Source organism: Paenibacillus sp. BSR1-1 (assembly GCF_030403775.1).
Taxonomy (GTDB): Bacteria; Bacillota; Bacilli; order Bacillales; family Cytobacillaceae; genus Neobacillus.
In genome coordinates this window covers 1-24,195 of record NZ_JAQMWQ010000034.1, presented here as the reverse complement: position 1 = coordinate 24,195, position 24,195 = coordinate 1, and the positions used below count along the sequence as shown (strand labels likewise).

The window sequence follows — 24,195 nt, the reverse complement described above, 5'->3', positions numbered from 1 at the left end:
GAATGTGTATAGAACTTTCCAGTTGAAAGATACTAAGTTCAAAGTTGGTGATGATTGCTATTAAAGGAAACACAGTCAATCACCAAGTTGAAAAATCATCAGATGAAAGTGAGGCAACATTGGATGAAAGCAACTGGAATAGTTCGTCGAATCGATGATTTGGGTCGTGTTGTAATTCCTAAAGAAATACGCAGAACCCTGCGTATCCGCGAAGGGGACCCGTTAGAGATCTTTGTTGATCGGGACGGAGAAGTCATATTAAAGAAGTATTCACCAATCAGCGAATTAAGCGATTTTGCCAAAGAATATGCAGAAGCCCTATTTGATAGCCTCGGTAACCCAATTTTAATTTGTGATAGAGACGCCTTCATTGCAGTAGCAGGCGGTTCCAAAAAGGATTATTTAAATAAAAATATTAGTGATTTAGTTGAAAAAACAATGGAAGAACGTAATTCAGTCCTGGTTAACCAGCAAGGTGAAATTGCTCTAGTGGATGGCAATGATGAAACTGTATCATCGTATACCATTGGACCGATTATTGCAAATGGGGATCCAATTGGAGCGGTCATTATCTACTCCAAAGAAGGCTCCCTTGGTGAAGTAGAACAAAAGGCTGTAGAAACAGCAGCAGGTTTCCTGGCAAGACAAATGGAGTCATAATATTTTCATTTAAAAAGGCAGCATCGGCTGTCTTTTTTATTTTCCAGCTCCAGCGCCTAGCCCCTCGAGGTCATAAGCCACTCCCAAAATGAAGGCAAAAAGCGCCTTCTTTTTGGGAGCGTCTTATGCTGGTCGGGTCTGACCACTAAGGAAATCTCCTTAGAATGATATCGCAGGAACAAGCTCTGCTTGTTCCGAAGGCGCTTCCGCTTTTCTTATTAGCGATAAATCAAGCATCACTATGCTATAATAACCTCGAGTTTACATAGTAGGTGAAAAAATGCAAAAGACTCATAACCCTTCAAAGACTCTATTTAGAGGAGCCTTTATCTTAACCCTTGCAGCCATCATAACCAAAATACTCAGCGCGTTTTACCGGATTCCATTTCAAAACATTGTCGGTGATATTGGTTTTTACATTTATCAGCAAGTGTACCCGTTTTATGGGATTGCCATGGTCCTGTCAACTACAGGCTTTCCCGTTGTGATCTCAAAGCTTTATGCAGAACAAAAAGCAAAAGGGGACGATCAAAAATCTCGCCTCCTTCTGCTGGTATCGTTTATTTATTTACAGTTATTTGGCTTTGTCTGCTTTCTTGTCCTATATTTTGGGGCGAATCAAATCGCCTTGTGGATGAATGATCCTCATTTATCCATCCTATTAAGGGTGGTCGCGATTGTCTTTTTAACCTTTCCAGTTGTTTCGCTCCTCAGGGGCTATTATCAAGGAATCGGCGACATGGTGCCGACGGCTCTATCCCAGGTAGGAGAACAAACAACTAGGGTGCTTACGATTATCCTTTTATCGTATTTGTTTATGCAAAGAGGATCCTCACTTTACCTTGTTGGCGGCGGAGCGATGTTTGGCTCTATTACTGGAAGTCTAGTCTCAGCGATTATCCTGTTTATGTTCTTATGGATTCGTAAAGAATGGAAATGGGTAGCTCCCAAAAAGGCAATATTCCCAAGTTATATGGAGGATGCAAAACAGATTTTCAAGTCGCTCGTTTTTCAGGGGCTGACCATTTGTCTGAGCGGAATGTTGCTAATTTTTCTCCAATTAGGCGATTCTTTGAATCTGTTTTATTTGCTTACTTCTAGCGGAATTGAGCAGGATATTGCGAAAGGCTTAAAAGGTGTATTTGACCGCGGTCAGCCTCTAATTCAGCTGGGCACAACTGTAGCTACAGCAATGTCGTTAACGTTGGTTCCCTTGATTACTAAGGAGCGAATGGCGCACAAACCCCAATTTTTACATCATAAAATAAAACTGGCCATCAAGGTTAGCATTGTCATCGGTCTTGGCGCCTCTGCAGGTTTATGGGCCATCATTGAACCGGCAAACACCATGCTGTTTGAGAATGAAGCGGGTTCATCTGTCTTAGGAATTCTAGGTTTTGTGATTTTGTTTACTTCGATTATTTTAACTTTGATTGCCATTATGCAGGGGATGGGGTATCTTATTTTTCCGGCATTAGTTGTCCTATGTGCATTTCCAATGAAGTATTACCTTAACATTATTTTCGTCCCGAGGTTTGCAACAATGGGAGCAGCATTTTCTTCCTTGATTACCTTAGCCATTATAAGTGTTTTCTTGTTTTTGAGATTAAAAAAACTGGTCAAAATCTCGTTGTTTAACTCTCATTTTCTAGGAACTGTGCTAGCGGCAACCGTTCTGATGGTTCTTTTTTTAAAGGGCTATTTAATTGTATCAGGTTTCATCATCAGCCCATTGGACTTGGGCCGGATAGGGGCTGCTTTTCAAGCAATCAGCTCTGCCTGTTTCGGCGGCTTGCTGTTTTTACTGATTATTATTAGAGGAAGCGTGTTTCATGAAGAAGAACTCTCCTTATTTCCATTGGGAAGTAAGCTCATTTATTTAATGGTTCGAAAGGATAGAAGATAAAATGGTGAAAAAAATTGAAGTTTTAGGCTTAGGGGCAGGCGACCTAGAACAGCTGCCAATGGGAATTTATAAAAAATTACTGAATGTAAGCCACCTTTTTTTAAGAACAAAAGAACATCCTGTAGTTAACGAATTAGAAAAAGAAGGGATGAACTATTCTTCATTTGATTCTGTTTATGAAAAACATGATCAATTTGATGCGGTATACCAAGAAATCGCCAGAACTCTTTTGGAAAAGTCACAAACGGAAGACATTTTTTATGCGGTTCCGGGCCATCCGCTTGTTGCCGAGCAAACTGTTCAGCTTCTTTTAGAAAACGGACCAAAACAAGGGGTAGAAATTATCATCGGCGGCGGTCAAAGCTTTATTGATGCCCTTTTTGCTTCGTTAAAAATTGACCCAGTTGATGGATTTCAGCTGCTTGACGGGACGATGCTCCATGCCAGTCAGCTGAATTTGAACCAGCACATGATGATTAGCCAGGTCTATGATCAATTTGTTGCCTCCGATGTGAAATTAACTTTAATGGAAAAATTACCTGATGATTATGAGGTATGGATTGTGACGGCAGCAGGCAGTAAAGAGGAAGTCATTGAAAAGGTGCAGCTGTATGAGCTTGACCGCAATGTATCGCTCAATAATCTCACCTCTGTCTATGTCCCTCCTGTAAAGGACGAACAAATCTTGTGGAAAAATTTCTCCAAGCTGCGCGAAATTATTGCTGAATTAAGAGGACCTGACGGTTGCCCGTGGGATAAGGAACAAACCCATGATTCCCTGAAAAAATACTTAATTGAAGAAACCTATGAAGTCATCGAGGCAATCAACAGCGAAGATATCGACCATCTCGTGGAGGAACTTGGAGATGTTCTCCTTCAAGTGATGCTTCATGCCCAAATTGGTGAGGATGACGGATATTTTACCATCGATGATGTAATTGAAGGCCTTTCTGCCAAAATGGTTCGCAGGCATCCCCATGTCTTTGGTAATGTAATAGCCGAAAATGCCGAACAAGTGCTTCAAAACTGGGAAGATATAAAAAAGAAGGAAAAAGGCGATGTACAATCTTCATTATTAGAAGGTGTTTCAAAATCCCTTCCGAATCTGCTTCAGGCCTACGAATTGCAAAAGAAAGCTGCCAAAGTTGGCTTCGACTGGCAGGAAATTTCTCCAGCCTTGGAGAAAGTGAAGGAAGAGCTCGAGGAATTTGTAAATGAACTCGATGGAACGGAAGAAGGTCTTAAGCGAGCGAAAAAGGAATTTGGCGACTTGTTGTTCGCGTTTGTCAATGTAGCAAGATTTTTAAAGATTCATCCCGAAGAAGCCCTATCTGAAACGAACGGAAAGTTCAAGCGCCGGTTTCAATATGTCGAAGAAATGGTGGAAAAGAGCGGCCGGACGTTTGAGCATCACTCGCTGGAAGAGCTGGATCAGTACTGGGATGAAGCAAAGTTAAAAGGATTATAGAATGGGGGACGAAGCATGCGTCTAGATAAGTTTTTAAAAGTTTCAAGATTAATAAAAAGAAGAACATTAGCTAAAGAGGTATCTGACCAAGGCAGAATCGAAGTAAATGGGAAAGAAGCTAAGGCCAGTACTACGGTCAAGGTGGGTGATGAATTAACAATTCGCCTCGGGCAAAGAAGGGTCACAGCCAAAATCGACCGGATTCAGGAAACCACTCGTAAGGAAGAAGCGGCTGAGATGTATACAATCATTAATGAGGAACGGCTGGGTTCAGCAGAAAATCCACTAGATTAATGAAAGTTCTATTTTCCTCTATCCTCACATAAAAATGTACAAAAAGGTTGTACAAATGATTGTGAGGGATGAAGGATGAGCCAATATTATGATAGCAATCCACAAAAGAGCAGCAATGTTCCTGATCATGATGTGATTATGCGGGGAAGAAAGCTGCTGGATATTACTGGTGTTAAACAAGTAGAAAGCTTTGATAATGAGGAATTTTTATTGGAAACATCGATGGGGTTTTTAGCCATTAAAGGGCAAAACCTGCAAATGAAGAATCTTGATGTCGAAAAAGGCATTGTCTCTATCAAGGGGAAGATTTTTGATTTAGTATACTTAGATGAGCAGCACGGGGAGAAAGCTAAAGGCTTCTTTAGCAAGTTATTCCGATGACCCTTTCGACGCAATTTTTAACGATGCTTTCGATGATTGGAATGGGGGCGCTATTCGGTGCCATGTTTGATACGTATCAGCGTTTTTTAAACCGCCCCAAACAAAAGCGCTGGATTGTTTTTATTAACGATCTATTATTTTGGATGATTCAAGCGTTAATTATCTTTTATAGCCTATTCCTCGTCAATAATGGAGAATTACGATTTTATATCTTTATTGCATTAATTTGTGGCTTTGCGGCTTATCAAAGCTTGTTTAAAGGGATTTACCTCCGTTTACTTGAGTTTTTAATTCAAACGATTATTTCCATTGCCAGATTTATTAAACAGACCTTTCTTCTCCTTGTGTATAAACCAGTCGTCGGTTTGATCCAGCTGGTCATCATCATACTTCTTTCCATTGGCAGGGGGCTTTTATCCCTTGTCAAATTTATTTTTAAGATTTTAATGTCCATTGTTAAAATTCTTCTCAGTATTTTCCAAAAAATATTATTAATATTTTGGAAACTTTTGCCGAAAAGCCTTAAAAAATCCGTCGAGAAGTTATATAATAGAACGGCAGGAAAATTCAAGGAAATCGTGAATTATATTGTAAAGTGGATAGATAAGTGGAAAAGGAAAAAAGAGTAAGGGGGGAAGGGAATGGGAACGCCAGCCCAAAAAAATGTATCCAAGATTCAGACAACCTATGTTGCCCAGCAGGAGTACGCGGAAATTGCCTCGGCTAGGAAAAGGAAGCAGGTTATAAGACGCCTTTCAGTGTTTTTCGTTTTTGCCTGCTTACTATCATACCTGATGATTTCCAGTTTTCTTTCCCAAACCACTAAGCTCGAGGCCAAAATAGCACAAAAAAAACAAGTGGACAACCAGCTTGCTGATCTAAAAAAAGAACGGGATAGTTTAAAACAGGAAATAATTAATTTAAATGATGATGACTACATTGCTAAATTTGCCAGGAAAGAGTTCTTTTTCTCTAAGCAAAACGAAGTCATCTTTACGATCCCAGATGGGAAAAAGGAAAAATGAACCAATGTGTAGTCTTATTGACACTCAATTTTTTCTTTCTGTATAATATAGAGTAAGATTGATTTTTTAAATTATTAAGGAGGAACATTCTTTTTATGTCAATTGAAGTAGGCAGCAAGTTACAGGGAAAGGTAACAGGAATTACAAATTTCGGAGCGTTTGTGGAGCTGCCGGATGGCTCAACAGGACTTGTCCACATCAGTGAGGTTGCTGACAACTATGTCAAAGATATTAACGACCATCTTAAAGTTGGCGACCAAGTTGAGGTAAAAGTCATCAATGTTGAGAAGGATGGAAAGATTGGCCTATCCATTAAAAAGGCAAAGGATAGACCTGAACAGCCGGAAAGAGAAAGAAGACAGCACTCACATTCGCAACGTCCTCGTCAAGGCAGATCAAACGATCGTAACAATGCCAGACCAGAAAACTTTGAAACAAAAATGGCAAAATTCTTAAAAGATAGCGAGGATCGTTTAACTTCCTTAAAGCGCCACACGGAATCTAAGCGTGGAGGAAGAGGAGCTAGACGGGGTTAACTTGCTGCTCGCTTTTATCGGAAAAAGCAGGTTCCACTAATATCTAATAGATCAAGACAGGTCTTAAACGACTTGTCTTTTTTGTTTTTATTTTAAATTATCAATTTCGACTTTGAGAATTGTCCAGCTACAGCGCCTAGGGGCTCATTGGTCTACAGCCAATCCGTCGAAAAGGTTAAAAAGCAATCTTACCGCCGTCTTGTCTTATGCTTGTCGCCCCTAGGATAAAATGAACTGCTTTTTCCCCTGGTCAAGGCGCTTCCTCTTTTCTTATTCCGACATTAATTGATTAAAAATAGTGAAAACCGTCGAACGATTTTCCATATTCTGTTCACTATTTTGACAAACTTCTGAATCTAGCAAATTTATAATAGACTCCAACGATGAATAAGTAGGGAGTGTGATTTATGGAAAAGCTAGAGCGGAATTTAATAGAACCAATCGGAGAAGTCAACCTTCATTCATCAAAGTGGGACCTTGCGCTAGGAGTCAAAAAAGTTCAATTATTACTAGAGTCCTTTTTTATAAAGAAAGGTTTTCTATTATTAATAGTAGGGTTTTTGCTGGGAAGGGCACTGATCCTGGCGAAGTTGACCCCATTTTGCCTGCCTTTTTTTGCCTCTGTCTATTTAATTAGAAGGGATCGGGCACCGCTTGCCCTAATTGGGCTGATTGCAGGAGCAGCCACCCTTTCTTTAGCTAATGCAGCCTCAACTTTTGCAATCTCAATCCTTTTCCTAGTCATTTATCGGATCAGCAAGAAATGGCTGACAAATGAAATGAGAGCTTTGCCGCTTTTTGTCGGCATTATTTTAGGAATTGGGAAATTAGCAGAAAGCTTCATCCTCTCAAGACAATTGACCCTATACGATGCGATGATGGTTGGCGTCCAGGCCAGCCTTGCCTTTATTTTAACTCTGATTTTCTTACAAAGTATCCCGCTCTTGACCTTAAATAAACGCAGACAACTATTAAAAACAGAAGAAATCGTCTGCCTAATCATCATGCTTGCTTCAATTATGACGGGAACCATTGGCTGGAAGTTATATGATTTGTCGATAGAGCATATTATGTCCCGATATTTAGTATTAGTCTTTTCCTTTATTGCAGGGGCAACCGTTGGCTCAACTGTTGGGGTCGTGACGGGATTAATTTTCAGCCTTGCAAGCGTATCAAGCTTTTATCATATGAGTTTACTGGCCTTTTCTGGTGTTCTGGGCGGATTGTTGAAGGAAGGGAAAAAAATCGGTGTTTCAATCGGCTTATTTATTTCTACTCTATTAATCGGTATGTATGGAGAAGGCGGCGGGTCGATCACATTGACAGTTTTAGAGACATCGGCGGCCGTACTTTTATTTCTGCTGACTCCACAAAGTCTGACCTCAAGATTAGCAAAATATATTCCGGGAACCCCTGAATATACAGCGGAGCAGCAAAAATATATGCGTAAAATGCGTGATGTTACCGCACAGCGGGTTTCGCAGTTTTCAAGTCTATTTCATACGCTGTCGAAAAGTTTTTCACAGACGGAAGTTATACCAAATGAAGAATATGACCAGCGGGAAATGGATTATTTTATGAGTAATGTAACGGAAAAGACGTGCCAAACCTGCTTTAAAAAAGAACAATGCTGGGCAAAGAACTTTGCAGGAACTTATTCATATATGGAAGAAATTATTCATGAAATGGACCAAAATGATGGCAATGTTTCTTTAAGACTTTCAAAGGAATGGGAAAAAATATGTTCCCGTCCGAAAAGGGTATACGAAACCATTGGACAAGAGTTAACGTTTTTCCAAGCTAATCAAAAATTAAAAAAACAGGTGCATGAGTCCAGAAAGCTGGTCGCCGACCAATTGCTGGGTGTATCCGAGGTGATGGATAATTTCGCTAAGGAAATTCAGCGTGAAAGGGAAAATCATTATAAGCAGGAAGAACAAATCATGGAAGCGCTTCAAGGTTTCGGAATTCATATTGAGCAAGTGGAGATTTATAGCCTGGAGCCTGGGAATGTAGATATCGAAATGAGTGTCCCATTCTGCAATGGCCACGGTGAATGTGAAAAGCTGATTGCCCCGATGTTATCAGATATTCTAGCAGAAACAATTATCGTCAATCAGGAGGAATGTGCCACCTATCCAAATGAGTTCTGTTACGTTACCTTTAGGTCGTCAAAGGCTTTTACTGTTGAAACGGGGGTAGCCCATGCGGCCAAGGATGGCGGCTTGGTCTCTGGCGATAGTTATTCAACCATTGAGCTCGGCTTCGGCAAATATGCAATTGCAATAAGCGATGGCATGGGAAATGGGGAGAGAGCCCATTATGAAAGTAAAGAAACACTGCAGCTATTACAAAAGATTCTCCAGTCAGGTATTGATGAAAAAGTGGCAATTAAATCGATCAATTCCATCCTTTCACTAAGAACAACAGATGAAATTTTTTCTACCTTGGATTTAGCAATGATTGATTTAAAGAATGCTGCCGCTAAATTCCTTAAAATTGGTTCGACACCAAGCTTTATTAAAAGGGGTAATAAGATTATTAAGATTCAAGCGAGTAATCTGCCAATTGGAATTCTGCAGGAATTTGAAGTCGATGTTGTCAGCGAGCAATTAAAAGCTGGCGATTTGTTAATTATGATGAGCGATGGGGTGTTCGAGGGGCCAAAGCATGTTGAAAATTATGATTTGTGGATGAAACGAAAATTACATGAATTAGAAACAGAAGATCCGCAAGAAATAGCCGATTTAATAATGGAGGAAGTGATTCGCTCAAGAGCAGGAATGATCGCTGACGATATGACAGTAACCGTAGCAAAAATAAAACATAATACCCCAAAATGGGCGTCCATCCCGGTTTATAAAAAAAGAAAGCATGCATAAACGCTTATTTTATACAGATCCTTCCTAAATTATGTATAAATCACCTCCACGCGGTCGAAAATGGTAGCAATACATGTAGTGGAGGGAGAAGTTATGTATACAGGGAAAATACGGCAAATTTTGTTGATCACAGATGGATGCTCCAATCAAGGAGACGATCCGATCGCGATGGCTGCACTCGCCAGAGAGCAGGGAATTACTGTTAACGTCATTGGTGTGATGGAGCATGATGTTATTGATGAAAAAGGAATGACCGAAATTGATGGGATCGCGATGTCAGGCGGAGGTGTCAGCCAAATTGTCTATGCCCAGCAGCTTTCCCAAACCGTCCAAATGGTCACCCGAAAAGCGATGAATCAAACAATTCAAGGTGTGGTCAACCGCGAGCTCCAACAGATTTTGGGACGTTCTCAAACAATGGAAGACCTGCCTCCTGAAAAACGCGGTGAGGTCATGGAGGTTGTCGACGAATTAGGGGAAACTGTCGAATTAGAAGTGTTGATTCTTGTCGATACTAGTGCAAGTATGAAGCATAAGTTAGAAACGGTAAAAGAGGCACTGTTAGACCTTTCGCTTAGTTTAAATGCCAGGACAGGGGAAAATCAGTTTTCTGTTTATGTATTTCCCGGGAAAAAGAATGATGTCGAAAAATTGCTGGATTGGACGCCAAAGCTACAATCTTTGACAAGTATCTTTTCACAGCTATCAACCGGAGGGATTACCCCTACAGGCCCGGCCATACGTACCGCCCTTTCAGCTTTCAGTCAAAAACGATCATTAAGGAGTCTGCTTGCACGTGATGATGAATCATTCTTTGAAGAGTCAATGTAAAGTCAGTCCCGGAACCGTCATTTCAGGAAAATGGCATGGAAATAAATATTCGATTATAAAGGAACTAGGATTTGGAGCAAACGGGGTTGTCTACCTTGCAAAATACAATGACACTCAAGTCGCGTTAAAAATGAGTGATAATGGCATGTCGATCACCTCTGAGGTAAATGTTTTAAAATCCTTTGCAAAGGTCCAGGGGCCGTCATCCCTCGGGCCTTCTTTGCTTGATGTAGATGATTGGCAAACGAATCGCGGGCGCATTTCCTTTTATGTAATGGAATATATCCACGGCCCTGATTTTCTTTCTTTTTTACAACAAAAGGGGAAATCATGGACGACTGTTTTATTTTTGCAGCTTCTCAATGATTTAGATAACTTGCATGAAAACGGCTGGGTTTTCGGTGATTTAAAACCAGAAAATTTAATTGTTACTGGACCGCCCCCTAAAATTAGATGTATTGATGTGGGTGGAACGACTATCCAAGGCAGAGCCATTAAGGAATTCACCGAGTTTTATGATCGGGGCTATTGGGGGCTGGGTGGAAGAAAGGCGGAACGCTCCTATGATTTATTCTCAGTTGCCATGATCATGATCAATACAGCCTATCCGAAACGTTTTACCAAAACAACGGGAGGAATCGCTCAGCTAAGAGAGGCGATTCGCCAAAAATCAGAGTTAATTCCCTTTGAAAAAGTAATGTTGAATGCACTTCAGGGGCATTATACGAGCGCCAAACAAATGCGGACGGACTTATTAAGTTTACTGAACGATCATCCAAGTTCTATTCCGAAACAAAGCCCTCCTAAGGCATACTCTACAGTCCAGGCGAAGCCATCGCAGGGAAGTCCGCCCATTTCAAGGCGCCATTATCGGAAAAAGAAGAAAAAGAGCAGCTGGATTGAATTTTTTGTGATCGCGGCGGTATTAGCCGTTTTATATAGCGGGTATATTTTTTTAAAATTACTATAAAAATTGAAACCATTTTGAAGGTTATTCGTATTAAAATAAAGAAAATATTTCTATAGGCATAGCAAAGCCTAAATTTTGATAGTTCCTTCGTTGTAGTGGTATGCTATTAATATTCTCATCTTATTTTAATAAGGAAGTTTTTTATATGTTGGAAACAAAGGTCACGGCCTTTCTTGAACGCCATTCTTTCAAACTGAACAATAAAAAAATTGTCGTTGGTGTATCAGGCGGGCCGGATTCTTTAGCATTACTTCACTTCTTGCTGGGGGAAAGAGATAAAAATAATCTTTCCATTGTTGCAGCCCATGTTGACCATATGTTCCGTGGTCAAGAATCCTATGAGGACGCGATGTTTGTTAAAAACTTTTGTGAACAAAATCAAGTCCCCTTTGAAATGGCCCGGATTAATGTTCCCAAGATCATGGAGGCTGCCGGGAAAAGCTCACAGCTGGCAGCAAGAGAAGTGAGATATGATTTTTACTTAAGTACAATGGAAAAGTATAATTTTCCTTGTTTAGCCCTTGGTCACCATGGGGATGACCAAATCGAAACGATGCTGATGCGGGCAACGAGGGGAAGCACGGGGATGGCACGAGCAGGAATACCTTTCTCCCGCCCTTTTCATAACGGCCAAATCTTTCGTCCATTTTTATGCTTATCCAAGGATGAGATTTGGAGTTATTGTAAATCCAATAAGCTTACTCCAAGGCTGGACCCGAGTAATGAAAAGGGAGTTTATAGCAGGAATCGATTCCGTAAGCATGTTCTCCCGTTTTTGAAAACGGAAAATCCCAATGTGAATGAGAATTTTCAACGATTTAGTGAAGATTTACAATCAGATGAAACCTTTCTTCTGGAATTAACAGAAAGACACATGAATACAGTAGTGAAAATAAGGGAAAAGAGCAAAATAACGATTGACATTAACCAGTTTCTAGAAGTGCCTTTACCTTTACAAAGAAGAGGGATTCAACTAATATTAAACTATCTTTACATGGGAAAATCGGCTGATCTTTCTGCTGTACATATCGAGCAAGTATATCACTTAATACGTCATAGTGAACCTTCAGGTAAACTTGACTTTCCCAGTGGTTTAAAAGTGATTCGCTCCTATCATCAATTATCTTTCCAATTTCAAGCGGATCTGGTTAAACCTTATTTTTTTGAAGTGAACGAGCCAGGAACGATTTTGCTGCCAAGTAAAGGGAATATTAGGATAGAACGCGCTAACGGCGGCATTCCCTCTAACGAGCCGTACATGGCCTTGTTTAATGAGGAAAAACTAAAATGGCCGATTATCATTCGGACGCGGCATATTGGCGACCGGATGACATTAAAAGGAATGCAGGGTTCGAAAAAGCTAAAGGATATTTTTATCGATCAAAAAATTCCTGTTCATGACCGGGATAACTGGCCGGTGGTAACAGACAGTGACGGAAATATTATTTGGCTTCCAGGTCTGAAAAGATCATCATTTGAAGGCATAGATTCTGCAGCAAAGCAATATATACTACTCACATATAATAAGTAATGATCTTCTAGGGGGCACAATTATGATGAACCAGGATATTGAAAAAGTTTTAGTTTCAGAAGAGGAAATACAAGGAAAAATTAGGGAGCTTGCAGCCCAATTAACCGAAGAGTATCATGACCGTTTCCCACTTGCAATTGGGGTTCTGAAGGGAGCCATGCCTTTCATGGCAGATTTATTAAAACGAATGGACTGCTATTTAGAAATGGACTTCATGGATGTTTCCAGCTATGGTTCGGGATTAGTATCCTCAGGCGAAGTCAAAATCATTAAAGACTTAGACACATCTGTTGAAGGCAGAGATATTTTAATTATTGAAGATATCATTGACAGTGGACTGACTCTTAGCTATTTAGTCGATTTATTCCGTTATCGGAAAGCGAAATCTATCAAGATTGTCACTTTACTTGATAAGCCAACCGGAAGAAAAAGCAAAATTCAAGCAGACTATGTAGGATTTATTGTTCCTGATGAATTTGTTGTCGGTTATGGGTTAGATTACATTGAAAAATATCGAAACCTTCCATATATTGGGGTACTAAAACCAGAGGTATACAGCAATAATCAATAATAAGGATTTTTCTTGAACATTTACTAGGAAAACCCTTGACATAAAGGACAATTCCTTGAATTTGTAAGATTTTCTATGATACTATTTATTATAGTTTTTACCCGTGGGAGGAGGTAAGAGATGAATCGGATTTTCCGTAATACCATCTTTTATTTATTGATATTTTTAGTCATTATTGGCGTAGTGAGCTTTTTTAATGGAAGCAGCGAATCGACCAAACACATTACGTATGATAGGTTCGTTTCGCAGTTAGAAAATGGCGAAGTAAAGTCATTTTCCATGCAGCCCGAACGAGGTGTATATGAAGTTCGAGGTGAATTAAAGGCAAAGAGTGAAAAATTCCTAACCTATATTCCAAACAGTGAAAAAATTATTGGAAGCATCCAGGATTCAGAAGCTAAAGTTGACGTAATGCCTGCTAAAGAAACAAGTGGATGGGTTACGTTCTTTACATCCATTATTCCATTTGTCATCATCTTTATTTTGTTTTTCTTTTTATTAAACCAAGCTCAAGGCGGCGGCAGCCGGGTTATGAATTTTGGTAAATCTAAAGCTAAGCTTTATAACGATGATAAGAAAAAAGTCCGTTTTAGAGATGTAGCTGGAGCAGATGAAGAAAAAGCTGAATTAGTCGAAGTGGTTGAGTTTTTAAAAGACCCTCGCAAATTTGCTGAACTTGGCGCCCGTATTCCAAAAGGGATCCTTTTGGTTGGACCTCCAGGAACAGGTAAAACGTTATTAGCGAGAGCGTGTGCTGGTGAAGCAGGCGTTCCATTCTTCTCGATAAGTGGTTCTGATTTCGTTGAGATGTTCGTTGGGGTCGGTGCATCTCGTGTTCGTGACTTATTTGAAAACGCAAAAAAGAATGCTCCTTGTATTATCTTCATAGATGAGATTGATGCTGTTGGTCGTCAGCGTGGTGCAGGTCTTGGCGGCGGTCACGATGAACGTGAGCAAACCCTGAACCAGTTGCTCGTTGAAATGGATGGTTTCGGTGCCAATGAAGGAATTATTATTGTAGCTGCAACAAACCGTCCGGATATTCTCGATCCAGCCCTTTTACGTCCGGGCCGCTTTGACCGACAAATTACGGTTGACCGTCCAGATGTTATTGGACGGGAAGCAGTCCTTAAGGTTCATGCACGCAATAAGCCTTTAGATGAATCCGTAAACTTAAAAAATATTGCGATGCGTACACCAGGTTTTTCAGGGGCAGATTTAGAAAATTTATTAAATGAAGCTGCATTGGTAGCGGCTCGTCAGAATAAAAAGAAAATCGAAATGACTGACATTGATGAAGCAACAGACCGTGTCATTGCGGGACCTGCCAAAAAGACGCGTGTCATTTCTCAAAAAGAAAGAAACATTGTTGCCTTCCATGAAGGCGGACATACCGTTATTGGGTTAGTGCTTGATGAGGCCGATATGGTCCACAAGGTAACGATTGTTCCTCGCGGCCAGGCAGGAGGATATGCGGTAATGCTTCCTAGAGAAGACCGCTACTTTATGACAAAACCGGAATTGCTTGATAAAATTGTTGGTTTATTAGGCGGCCGTGTGGCAGAGGAAATTGTCTTTGGTGAGGTAAGTACGGGGGCACATAATGACTTCCAGCGTGCTACGGGAATTGCCCGCCGTATGGTGACAGAATTTGGAATGAGTGATAAACTCGGACCATTGCAGTTCGGTCAAGCTTCAGGCGGTCAAGTGTTCCTAGGCCGTGACCTTCATAATGAACAGAATTACTCAGATGCGATTGCTTATGAAATCGATCTTGAAATTCAGCGTATCATTAAAGAACAATATGAAAGAGCTAGAAAGATTCTGACAGAGAATCGGGATAAGCTTGATCTAATTGCCAAGACTCTTCTTGAGGTGGAAACACTTAATGCTGAACAAATTCGCTATTTAGTTGACAATGGCCACATGCCAGACCCTTCTGTTGTTTTAGAAGCGGTTAAGGTTGAACCTAAAAAAGCCGAAGATGTAAAGGTAAATATCAACATTAAAAAGGATGAGGCTGAAAAGGATGAAAAATCCTTCTTAGATACTCCTCCTGATGAAATTGACTATAAGTAATTTGGAAAGAGTGCTTCGATGAAGCACTCTTTTTTTCATGCGGCAGATAATTATGGTATGATATGTGCAATATGAGAAAAGAAAAATCCAATAAAGCGAGTGATAGATTTGATTTTTGTTTTTGACGTGGGAAATACGAATATTGTACTTGGCGTTTATCAAGGGGATGAACTGAAATACCATTGGCGGATTGAAACAAATCGAAATCGGACGGAAGATGAGTTTGGGATGAATGTAAAAGCCTTGTTTGATCATTCTGGCCTTTCTTTTTCGGATATAGATGGCATTATCATTTCATCTGTTGTTCCACCGATTATGTTTGCGTTAGAGCGCATGTGCCAAAAGTATTTTCATATTAAACCGCTTGTCGTAGGCCCAGGAATTAAGACTGGATTAAATATAAAATATGAAAATCCCCGCGAGGTTGGAGCAGACCGAATTGTTAATGCCGTTGCGGCCATCCATGAATATGGAAGTCCATTGGTTATTGTCGATTTTGGAACCGCAACCACTTATTGTTATATCAATGAGGAACGTCAATATATGGGTGGTGCAATTGCTCCGGGGGTGGGCATTTCTACCGAAGCCCTATATTCTAGAGCGGCGAAATTACCGCGGATTGAAATTGCCCGTCCTGAAGGTGTTATTGGAAAAAATACCGTTGCAGCGATGCAGGCAGGGATTGTCTATGGGTATGTTGGACAAGTTGAAGGCATTGTAAGGCGGATGATGGAACAAGGTGAGAAAAAGCCAACTGTTATAGCCACAGGCGGTTTGGCTAATCTAATTGCCCAAGAATCAACGGTTATTGATATTGTAGACCCATTTTTAACATTAAAAGGCTTGCAGCTTATCTATAAGCGCAACATAGGATAACCTAAGAAGGGACAGCACGAAAGGAGTTTGACAATGAAGGATTATCTAGTTAAGGCACTTGCCTATGATGGAAATATTCGCGCTTATGCGGTCCGTACTACTGAAACGGTTCGTGAGGCGCAGCGCCGCCACCAAACCTGGAGAACAGCGTCGGCTGCACTTGGCCGCACGATGACCGCAGGGGTGATGATGGGGGCCATGCTAAAAGGAGACGATAAGCTGACGATTAAAATTGACGGCGGTGGTCCGCTTGGTCCTATTTTAGTTGACAGTAATGCTAAAGGTGAGGTCCGCGGCTATGTAACTCATCCGGAGGTCGACTTTGAATCGAATGAAAATGGCAAGCTTGATGTCCGCCGCGCGGTCGGAACCGATGGCCTGTTATCCGTCGTGAAGGATGTCGGGCTGCGTGATTTCTTTTCAGGACAGGTACCGATCGTATCAGGGGAATTAGGGGAAGACTTTACTTACTACTTCGCCACTTCTGAGCAGGTACCATCCTCCGTAGGTGTCGGGGTTTTAGTGAATCCAGATGATTCAATTTTGGCTGCAGGAGGCTTTATTTTTCAATTAATGCCGGGGATTGAAGATGAAATTATTTCCAAGATGGAAGAACGGTTAAAAACAATTGAACCGGTATCCAAATTAATTGAACGCGGTTTAACTCCAGAGGATATATTGGAGGAGCTTTTTGGCAAGGAAAATGTAAAGATACTTGAAACTATGCCAGTTGGATTTCAATGTTCCTGTTCTAAGGAGCGCTTTGCTGATGCGATCGTCGGCCTAGGCACAAAGGAAATTAATGATATGATAGTAGAAGACGGACAAGCTGAGGCACACTGTCATTTCTGCAATGAAAAATACCTATTCACAAAAGAAGAATTAGAAGAACTTAAAAAAGAGGCGAAATAAGAGAATCATTAGGGGGAGAACCGGTTGGGCAGGAAGCAGCTTTGGATGGTGATTGCTGCCCTCATTATGCTTAATTGCCTGACGGCTGCCTTTTTCTTATCTAAGGTGAACGAGGCAAATGGAGCATTGGTCAATGATGAGGCGGTAGCGACAATCGGGAAAAAGACCATTTCGAGACAAGATTGGCTGAATGAACTTGAAACAAGATATGGCAAAGACGTCTTAAAGGAAATGGTTGATCAAAAGGTCATTGAAGAAATGGCGGCCAAATACGATATTGAAATTGCGGATGAAGATGTTGAACGTGAATATCGCATGCTTCAGACCACTTATAATACTTTTAGTCCAAAAAAACAGGCCAATGAGAAAAAGTGGAAGGAACAAATTCGCAGCACTCTTTTATTAGAAGAGCTTTTAACGAGAGATGTAGAGATCTCAAATAAAGAATTAAAAAGCTATTATGAAAAGAATAAAGATCTTTTTGATGTACCGGATGCCTACCATTTATCGCATATCATTGTGAAAACAAAGGCAGAAGCTGTTAAGGCATCAAAGGAATTGGCCCATGGCTCCAGCTTTTCTGCACTGGCAATGGAAAAATCCATAGATGAGTTTTCCGCAAATGAAGGCGGGGATATTGGTTTTATCACGGAAGAGGATGAGCGCTACCCTAAACTTTATCTCCAGACAGCTAAAAAGCTAAAAAAGGGGAAATACAGTAAACCAATCAAAGTAGAGCAAGGGTATGCTTTAATTAAGCTTGAAGGGAAAATTAGCGGAGAAACCTATTCTTTTTCCGAGGTAAAGAATCAACTTCGCAGGCAAATTGCTCTCGATCAAATGAAAAAACCTGCATCAGCAGCAACTTTCTGGGACGAAGCAAAAGTTGACTGGTTTTATGGCAAGAATAAGGAATAAAAGAAAACACGGTACTATTCTGTGTTTTCTTTTTTTATAGTCGAGTTAAAAGAACAATGCTAATTTTTTACCCCTGTTGATTGGAGTGAAAGGCGCGAGACTCCTCGAAAATGCTATCGCATTTCCTTCGTGCGTGGGCGGATCCGAGGTTGCAGTTCAATGTCCTGCGGGAGTACGGCACAGGGGAGACCCCGCAGGCGTTGAAGCGCCGAGGAGGCTCCCCGAGCTGCCCTAAGGTGCGCGAAGCGCCTGAAGTGGAAATCAACAGGCAAGTTTATATAGTATTTTTAAAATATTTTCATAATTCTACAAACAAAACAATTGACAATAGGACTATGTAACTGGTAAATTTAATAATATAAATCCAATGAAATTACTCGGAATAGGGGTGTCCTTTATGGTACGTGTTGCAAATTCTGTAGCAGAATTAGTTGGTCAAACACCAATCGTAAAATTAAACAGATTAGTAGATGAAAATAGCGCTGAGGTTTACTTAAAGCTAGAATATTTTAACCCTGGCAGCAGTGTAAAGGACCGTATTGGTTTAGCGATGATTGAAGCGGCAGAAGAACAAGGCTTAATTAAGCCTGGTGTTGATACAATTATTGAACCGACAAGCGGTAATACTGGAATTGGACTTGCAATGATTGCAGCTGCCAAAGGATACAAAGCGATTTTTGTAATGCCGGAAACAATGAGTTTAGAAAGAAGAAACCTTCTACGCGCCTATGGTGGTGAGCTTGTGTTAACACCTGGACCAGAAGGTATGAAGGGAGCCATCGCCCGTGCAGAGGCTCTTGCATCTGAAAATGGCTATTTCATGCCGCAGCAGTTCAAAAACCAGGCTAACCCTGAGGTTCACAGAAGAACAACAGGTAAAGAAATTGCCGAGCAAATGGATCAATTAGATGCGTTTGTTTCAGGAATTGGAACAGGAGGGACCATTTCAGGAGCGGGAAGTGTTCTTCGCGAAAAATTCCCTAATGTAAAAATTGTTGCAGTTGAGCCGCAGGATTCTCCAGTCCTATCTGGCGGAAAACCTGGCCCGCATAAGCTGCAAGGACTTGGAGCAGGCTTTATCCCTGATACGCTTAACACAGAAATCTATGATGAAGTTATCCAAATTAATACAGAAGAAGCATTTGAAGCTTCCCGCCGTGCTGCCAGAGAAGAAGGAATTCTAGGCGGTATCTCTTCTGGAGCCGCTATTTCTGCAGCATTAAAAGTTGCTCAACAATTAGGCAAAGGTAAAAAAGTGCTTGCGATTATTCCGGATAACGGAGAACGTTACTTAAGTACACCGCTTTATCAATATGAAGCTGAGTAAAATTACTTAGGAGGTGTTGGCATTTGCCGACACTTCTTTTTTTTGTATATGATTGGCCATATCATGTATGATAAAAGAAGTATTTAATAGGGGGCATAAGGATGAGTACAGCTCAAGAACAAATTCATTGCGGTCCATATACCTTAGACTTTCGAAAAAAAACAATCGTGATGGGAATTTTAAATGCAACTCCAGATTCCTTTTCGGATGGCGGTAAATTCAATCAAATTGAACATGCAGTCCGCCATGCAAAGGAAATGGCGGCGAATGGTGCGGATATTATTGATATCGGCGGCGAATCAACACGTCCGGGTTTTGCGGCTGTTTCAGCAGAGGAAGAACTCGAACGGGTCATTCCAGTTATTAAGGCTATTTCTGAGAACGTCCAAATACCGATTTCCATCGATACATATAAGGCAGAGGTAGCCAAGCAGGCAATTGAAGCAGGAGCTCATATCATTAATGATATTTGGGGAGCAAAAGCAGATGATCAAATGGCGGAGGTAGCTGCCCAGTATGATGTTCCAATCGTATTAATGCATAACCGCCATGAACGAAACTACAGTTCTTTTATAAGAGATGTTTTAAATGACCTTTATGAAAGTATTGCAATCGTAAAAAAAGCAGGAGTAAAGGATGAAAAAATTATCCTCGACCCAGGTATCGGCTTTGCCAGAAACTATCAGGAAAATCTTCTAACCATGCAGAATTTAGATAAGTTTGTCATGCTGGGTTATCCTGTTCTTTTAGGTACATCTAGAAAAACCATGATTGGACAAGCGTTAAATCTCCCCGTTGATCAAAGGATGGAAGGAACAGGTGCAACCATTTGCTACGGAATTCAAAAGGGTTGTCAAATCATTCGAATTCATGATGTTAAGGAAATGAGCCGGATGGCCAAAATGATGGACGCACTAATGGGGAAGGGTGAAGTGATTGGATAAAATATTTGTGAACCAAATGGAGTTCTATGGATATCACGGGGTTTTCCCGGAAGAGACCAGACTTGGCCAGCGTTTTATCGTCGACTTAACCGTTTCCTTAGAGTTAAAAAGAGCGGGCGAAACCGATGAACTGAAGCATTCCGTAAATTATGGCGAGCTTTATCAATTATGTAAGGAAATCGTCGAAGGAACTCCTTTTAAATTACTTGAAGCGGTTGCTGATAAAGTGGCTGGAAGTGTGCTGGCTGCATTCCCGCTTATTGATGAAGTGACGGTGAAGGTGATTAAACCGGACCCGCCGATTCCGGGACATTACAAATCCGTTGCTGTAGAAATAACGAGGAGTAGATAAAAGTGGAAAATACAGCATTTATTGCCCTTGGCTCTAACATGGGAAACCGTTATGATAATATGGTAAGTGCAATTAAAAAACTAACAAGTCATTCCAAAATTAAGCTGGTAAATTATTCTTCCATTTATGAAACAGATCCTGTCGGATATGAAGACCAGGATTTATTTTTAAATATGGTGATTGAGATTACCACTGAATTGAATGCAAATGAACTACTAGATAGATGTTTAACAACGGAATTTGAACTTGGGAGAAAAAGGGAAATAAAGTGGGGGCCAAGGACAATAGACCTTGACATTCTGACCTTTAACCAAGAAAATATTGAAACAGAGAAGCTAATGGTTCCGCACCCTAGGATGCTAGAGCGGGCCTTTGTTATGATTCCATTTTTAGAAATTAATCATGATAGTAGATTACCTATCAAAGATAAACCTCTTGAAGCATGGTTAAATGAATTACCAGATAAAGAAGGAGTCAGAATATGGAAGCGGAAAAATGGGGAAGACGAATTCGTGCCTATCGAAAGCTAAAAGGATATACACAGGAAAGCTTTTCAAGGCAGCTAGGTGTATCAGTGTCCATCTTAGGAGAGATTGAAAGGGGAAACCGCCTGCCAGCAGGGGAATTACTCGAGAGAATTGCACATTCCTTAAAAATTACCATAGATGATTTAACACCAAAAGAATAGGAGGTTGTTAGATGTTGAAAATCGGTGATATTGAAATGAAGAACCAAGTCGTTTTAGCACCAATGGCCGGCGTATGTAACTCTGCATTCCGTTTAACGGTAAAAGAGTTTGGTGCTGGTTTGGTTTGTGCGGAAATGGTCAGTGATAAAGGAATCGTTCTTAAAAACGAAAAAACGATGAATATGCTGTATATTGATGAGCGGGAAAAACCGCTTAGCCTGCAAATTTTCGGCGGCGAAAAAGAAACGCTAGTCGAAGCGGCAAGATTCGTTGATCAAAACACCAATGCCGATATTATCGATATTAATATGGGCTGCCCGGTACCGAAAATTACAAAATGTGACGCCGGTGCCAAGTGGCTCTTAGATCCAAATAAAATCTATGAAATGGTCTCTGCAGTTGTGGATGCTGTGGAAAAGCCAGTTACGGTGAAAATGAGGATAGGCTGGGATGAAGACCATATTTACGCTGTTAAAAATGCGCAAATGGTTGAAAAAGCGGGCGGAAAGGCAGTTGCCCTGCACGGCCGTACCCGTGTGCAGATGTATGAAGGAAATGCAAACTGGGACATTATTCGTGAGGTAAAGCAATCGGTTAATATCCCACTCATCGGGAATGGTGATGTACAAACCCCGCAGGATGCCAAGAGAATGCTCGATGAAACAGGTGTTGACGGCGTCATGATCGGCCGCGCCGCGCTTGGAGACCCATGGATGATCTACCGCACGGTGCAATATCTAGAAACAGGCAAGCTAATGGATGAACCATCTGTCCGGGAAAAAATTGATGTTTGTATTCTTCATTTAGACCGATTAATTGCCTTGAAAAATGAAAATATTGCCGTTCGTGAAATGCGCAAGCATGCTGCTTGGTATTTAAAAGGAGTGCGCGGAAACGCAAGAGTGCGTAACGCCATCAATGAGTGCAATACTCGTGAAGATTTAGTCCTTTTGTTAAATGGTTTAGTTCAAGAGGTTGAGGAGATGGAACAAAACGAGGCAATTGTTGGCTGAGTTTGACTTTCTTTGTCTCATTTTCTATAATACTTTTGTTTACGAATGCAAGCTGCCAGTAGAACAAACTGGCAGTTTTTCTTCTATCTAAAAACATTTTTAATGTCTGAATACTCAAGTTTGTGTAAAATAATATAGTATGTAAAAAAATTGGTGAGTATTCTTTTTAGTTTTACATAAAAAAGAAGTAATGGAGTTGAATTAGTCATGAGTCAGGAAGAATTAAATGACCAATTAAGGGTCAGACGGGAAAAAATGCAAAGCATGCGTGAAAATGGACTTGACCCATTTGGCAAGCGCTTTGATCGTTCTCACAATACCCTTGAATTGATTGAACAATATGGAGAGCTGGAAAAGGAAGAACTTGAAGCAAAAAATGTTTCTGTTTCACTCGCAGGTCGTATTATGACAAAGCGTGGAAAAGGAAAAGCAGGTTTTGCCCATATTCAAGACTTAACCGGCCAATTGCAAGTATACGTAAGGAAAGATGCAGTCGGCGAAGAACAGTATGAAATCTTTGATTCTGCTGATTTAGGGGACATCATTGCAGTAACAGGAACCCTATTTAAAACTCAAGTTGGAGAGTTATCTGTAAAGGTTCAAGAATTTGTATTCTTAACAAAAGCACTTCGTCCGCTTCCTGATAAATTCCACGGTCTAAAAGATGTTGAGCAGCGCTACCGTCAGCGTTACTTGGATTTAATTATGAGCCAGGAAAGCAAAGCGACTTTTATTGCCCGCAGTAAAATTATTCGCGCGATGCGCCGTTATTTAGATGATCAAGGCTATTTAGAAGTAGAAACACCAATGATGCATTCCATTGCAGGTGGTGCGTCTGCACGTCCGTTTATTACGCATCATAACGCGCTGGATATGCAATTATATATGCGGATTGCTATCGAACTTCACTTGAAACGCTTGATTGTCGGCGGCCTTGAAAAAGTGTATGAAATTGGCCGTGTATTCCGGAACGAGGGTGTTTCTACTCGTCACAACCCAGAATTCACAATGATTGAATTGTATGAGGCATATGCTGATTACCGTGATATCATGAGCTTAACTGAAAATTTAATTGCCCATATTGCACAAGAAGTAGTAGGAACAACCACGATTCAATATGGCGACCACGAAGTAGACCTTAAGCCGGAATGGAAGAGACTCCACATGGTAGACGCTATCAAGGAATATACAGGAGTAGATTTCTGGAAGGAAATGAGCGTGGAAGAGGCTCGTGCGCATGCCAAGGAGCATGGAGTAGAAATTAATGATAACATGCTTTATGGTCATATTGTAAATGAGTTCTTTGAGCAAATGGTAGAGGAAAAGCTCATTCAGCCCACCTTTATTTTTGGCCACCCAGTGGAAATCTCTCCGCTTGCCAAGAAGAATGACGAAGATCCACGCTTCACTGATCGTTTTGAGTTATTTATCGTAGCACGTGAGCATGCAAATGCCTTCACTGAGCTTAACGATCCAATTGATCAAAGAGAGCGCTTTGAAGCACAGCTAAAAGAGCGCGAGCAGGGTAATGATGAAGCCCATATGATGGACGAAGACTTCGTCGAAGCATTAGAGTATGGTATGCCTCCTACAGGCGGATTGGGAATTGGAATTGACCGTCTAGTAATGCTGTTAACGAATTCTCCTTCAATTCGTGACGTACTATTATTCCCACTAATGCGTCACCGATAATAAATTATAAAAAAGTGCCGGTGGATCCGGTGCTTTTTTTGTTATGAGAAATTCGAATATTTCTACTTTAACATTTCTTCATAAAAAGTATAAAAAAGCTATTGCATGGAAGGATAATTGGTGGTATATTAATAAACGTTGTTGCGAAACAACATGAATTAAAAAAAGAAAAACAAAAAAGTTATTGACTTCAAGTTAATAACTTGGTATGATAAGAAAGTCGCTTTTAGGCGACGTTGAAATTGCTCTTTGAAAACTAAACAAACAAAAACGTCAACAAACAATAATATTCGTTTCATTTGAAACGAAGCCAACGTTTTATTTTATGAGCTAATCAAC

Annotated in this window: 24 protein-coding genes; all 24 read left to right on the top strand. The window is 40.7% G+C overall.

The genetic code is table 11. The features are described 5' to 3' along the window. Positions 1-123: 123 nt before the first annotated feature. The 24 genes from spoVT to lysS all read left to right on the top strand — a co-directional run bounded on the left by spoVT (position 124) and on the right by lysS (position 23,856). On the top strand, positions 124-660 hold the full coding sequence (spoVT, locus tag PH210_RS27970; RefSeq protein WP_289989730.1) for a stage V sporulation protein T: 537 nt from the start codon (positions 124-126) through the stop codon (positions 658-660). Positions 661-940: 280 nt separating this feature from the next. Further along, complete coding sequence (locus PH210_RS27965; protein WP_289989729.1) at positions 941-2,566, top strand: putative polysaccharide biosynthesis protein; 1,626 nt, start codon at positions 941-943, stop codon at positions 2,564-2,566. Between the two features lies 1 nt (position 2,567). Then, positions 2,568-4,034 (top strand): bifunctional methyltransferase/pyrophosphohydrolase YabN, encoded by a 1,467-nt coding sequence (yabN, locus tag PH210_RS27960; protein ID WP_289989726.1) that lies wholly within the window; start codon positions 2,568-2,570, stop codon positions 4,032-4,034. Positions 4,035-4,049: 15 nt separating this feature from the next. Continuing rightward, the gene (locus PH210_RS27955; RefSeq protein WP_289989724.1) at positions 4,050-4,328 is read left to right on the top strand and encodes an RNA-binding S4 domain-containing protein; all 279 of its coding nucleotides are present in this window, start codon (positions 4,050-4,052) and stop codon (positions 4,326-4,328) included. A 75-nt stretch (positions 4,329-4,403) separates the two neighbouring features. Next, positions 4,404-4,709, top strand: a complete 306-nt coding sequence (gene yabP, locus PH210_RS27950; RefSeq protein ID WP_223596371.1) for a sporulation protein YabP — start codon at positions 4,404-4,406, stop codon at positions 4,707-4,709. Continuing rightward, complete coding sequence (gene yabQ / locus PH210_RS27945) at positions 4,706-5,338, top strand: spore cortex biosynthesis protein YabQ (protein ID WP_289989721.1); 633 nt, start codon at positions 4,706-4,708, stop codon at positions 5,336-5,338. Before yabP ends, yabQ begins: the two co-directional genes overlap by 4 nt. Positions 5,339-5,350: 12 nt before the next feature. Next, positions 5,351-5,734: an FtsB family cell division protein gene (locus PH210_RS27940; protein ID WP_289989720.1), complete on the top strand. Its 384-nt coding sequence runs from the start codon at positions 5,351-5,353 to the stop codon at positions 5,732-5,734. Between the two features lie 95 nt (positions 5,735-5,829). After that, complete coding sequence (locus PH210_RS27935) at positions 5,830-6,270, top strand: S1 domain-containing RNA-binding protein (RefSeq protein WP_289989718.1); 441 nt, start codon at positions 5,830-5,832, stop codon at positions 6,268-6,270. Between the two features lie 407 nt (positions 6,271-6,677). After that, complete coding sequence (gene spoIIE / locus PH210_RS27930) at positions 6,678-9,152, top strand: stage II sporulation protein E (RefSeq protein WP_289989716.1); 2,475 nt, start codon at positions 6,678-6,680, stop codon at positions 9,150-9,152. 93 nt (positions 9,153-9,245) lie between these two features. Further along, positions 9,246-9,983, top strand: a complete 738-nt coding sequence (locus PH210_RS27925; RefSeq protein WP_289989714.1) for a VWA domain-containing protein — start codon at positions 9,246-9,248, stop codon at positions 9,981-9,983. Beyond that, positions 9,952-10,953 carry a serine/threonine protein kinase PrkT gene (gene prkT, locus PH210_RS27920; protein ID WP_289989713.1) on the top strand — a complete coding sequence of 334 codons (1,002 nt, stop codon included), beginning with the start codon at positions 9,952-9,954 and terminating at the stop codon, positions 10,951-10,953. The genes PH210_RS27925 and prkT overlap by 32 nt, the downstream gene beginning before the upstream one ends. A gap of 145 nt (positions 10,954-11,098) precedes the next feature. After that, the gene (gene tilS / locus PH210_RS27915; protein ID WP_289989711.1) at positions 11,099-12,484 is read left to right on the top strand and encodes a tRNA lysidine(34) synthetase TilS; all 1,386 of its coding nucleotides are present in this window, start codon (positions 11,099-11,101) and stop codon (positions 12,482-12,484) included. A 25-nt stretch (positions 12,485-12,509) separates the two neighbouring features. Continuing rightward, complete coding sequence (gene hpt, locus PH210_RS27910; RefSeq protein ID WP_483312150.1) at positions 12,510-13,055, top strand: hypoxanthine phosphoribosyltransferase; 546 nt, start codon at positions 12,510-12,512, stop codon at positions 13,053-13,055. A gap of 120 nt (positions 13,056-13,175) precedes the next feature. Then, positions 13,176-15,134 carry an ATP-dependent zinc metalloprotease FtsH gene (gene ftsH / locus PH210_RS27905; RefSeq protein WP_289989706.1) on the top strand — a complete coding sequence of 653 codons (1,959 nt, stop codon included), beginning with the start codon at positions 13,176-13,178 and terminating at the stop codon, positions 15,132-15,134. A 108-nt stretch (positions 15,135-15,242) separates the two neighbouring features. Further along, the gene (locus PH210_RS27900) at positions 15,243-16,010 is read left to right on the top strand and encodes a type III pantothenate kinase (protein WP_223596356.1); all 768 of its coding nucleotides are present in this window, start codon (positions 15,243-15,245) and stop codon (positions 16,008-16,010) included. A gap of 33 nt (positions 16,011-16,043) precedes the next feature. Next, positions 16,044-16,922 (top strand): Hsp33 family molecular chaperone HslO, encoded by an 879-nt coding sequence (hslO, locus tag PH210_RS27895; protein ID WP_289989703.1) that lies wholly within the window; start codon positions 16,044-16,046, stop codon positions 16,920-16,922. Positions 16,923-16,946: 24 nt separating this feature from the next. Continuing rightward, positions 16,947-17,840 (top strand): peptidyl-prolyl cis-trans isomerase, encoded by an 894-nt coding sequence (locus tag PH210_RS27890; RefSeq protein WP_289989701.1) that lies wholly within the window; start codon positions 16,947-16,949, stop codon positions 17,838-17,840. A 397-nt stretch (positions 17,841-18,237) separates the two neighbouring features. Next, positions 18,238-19,167: a cysteine synthase A gene (gene cysK / locus PH210_RS27885; RefSeq protein ID WP_289989699.1), complete on the top strand. Its 930-nt coding sequence runs from the start codon at positions 18,238-18,240 to the stop codon at positions 19,165-19,167. Positions 19,168-19,268: 101 nt separating this feature from the next. Then, entirely contained in the window at positions 19,269-20,111 is an 843-nt protein-coding gene (gene folP / locus PH210_RS27880; RefSeq protein WP_289989696.1) for a dihydropteroate synthase, read from the top strand. After that, a complete protein-coding gene (gene folB, locus PH210_RS27875; protein WP_289989693.1) occupies positions 20,104-20,463 on the top strand; it encodes a dihydroneopterin aldolase in 360 nt (119 codons plus the stop codon). The genes folP and folB overlap by 8 nt, the downstream gene beginning before the upstream one ends. Before the next feature lie 2 nt (positions 20,464-20,465). Then, entirely contained in the window at positions 20,466-20,993 is a 528-nt protein-coding gene (folK, locus tag PH210_RS27870) for a 2-amino-4-hydroxy-6-hydroxymethyldihydropteridine diphosphokinase (protein WP_289989691.1), read from the top strand. Beyond that, on the top strand, positions 20,945-21,151 hold the full coding sequence (locus PH210_RS27865; RefSeq protein ID WP_289989690.1) for a helix-turn-helix domain-containing protein: 207 nt from the start codon (positions 20,945-20,947) through the stop codon (positions 21,149-21,151). The genes folK and PH210_RS27865 overlap by 49 nt, the downstream gene beginning before the upstream one ends. Positions 21,152-21,162: 11 nt before the next feature. Beyond that, the gene (dusB, locus tag PH210_RS27860; protein WP_289989688.1) at positions 21,163-22,164 is read left to right on the top strand and encodes a tRNA dihydrouridine synthase DusB; all 1,002 of its coding nucleotides are present in this window, start codon (positions 21,163-21,165) and stop codon (positions 22,162-22,164) included. A 207-nt stretch (positions 22,165-22,371) separates the two neighbouring features. Then, positions 22,372-23,856, top strand: a complete 1,485-nt coding sequence (lysS, locus tag PH210_RS27855; protein WP_289989686.1) for a lysine--tRNA ligase — start codon at positions 22,372-22,374, stop codon at positions 23,854-23,856. Positions 23,857-24,195 lie beyond the last annotated feature (339 nt).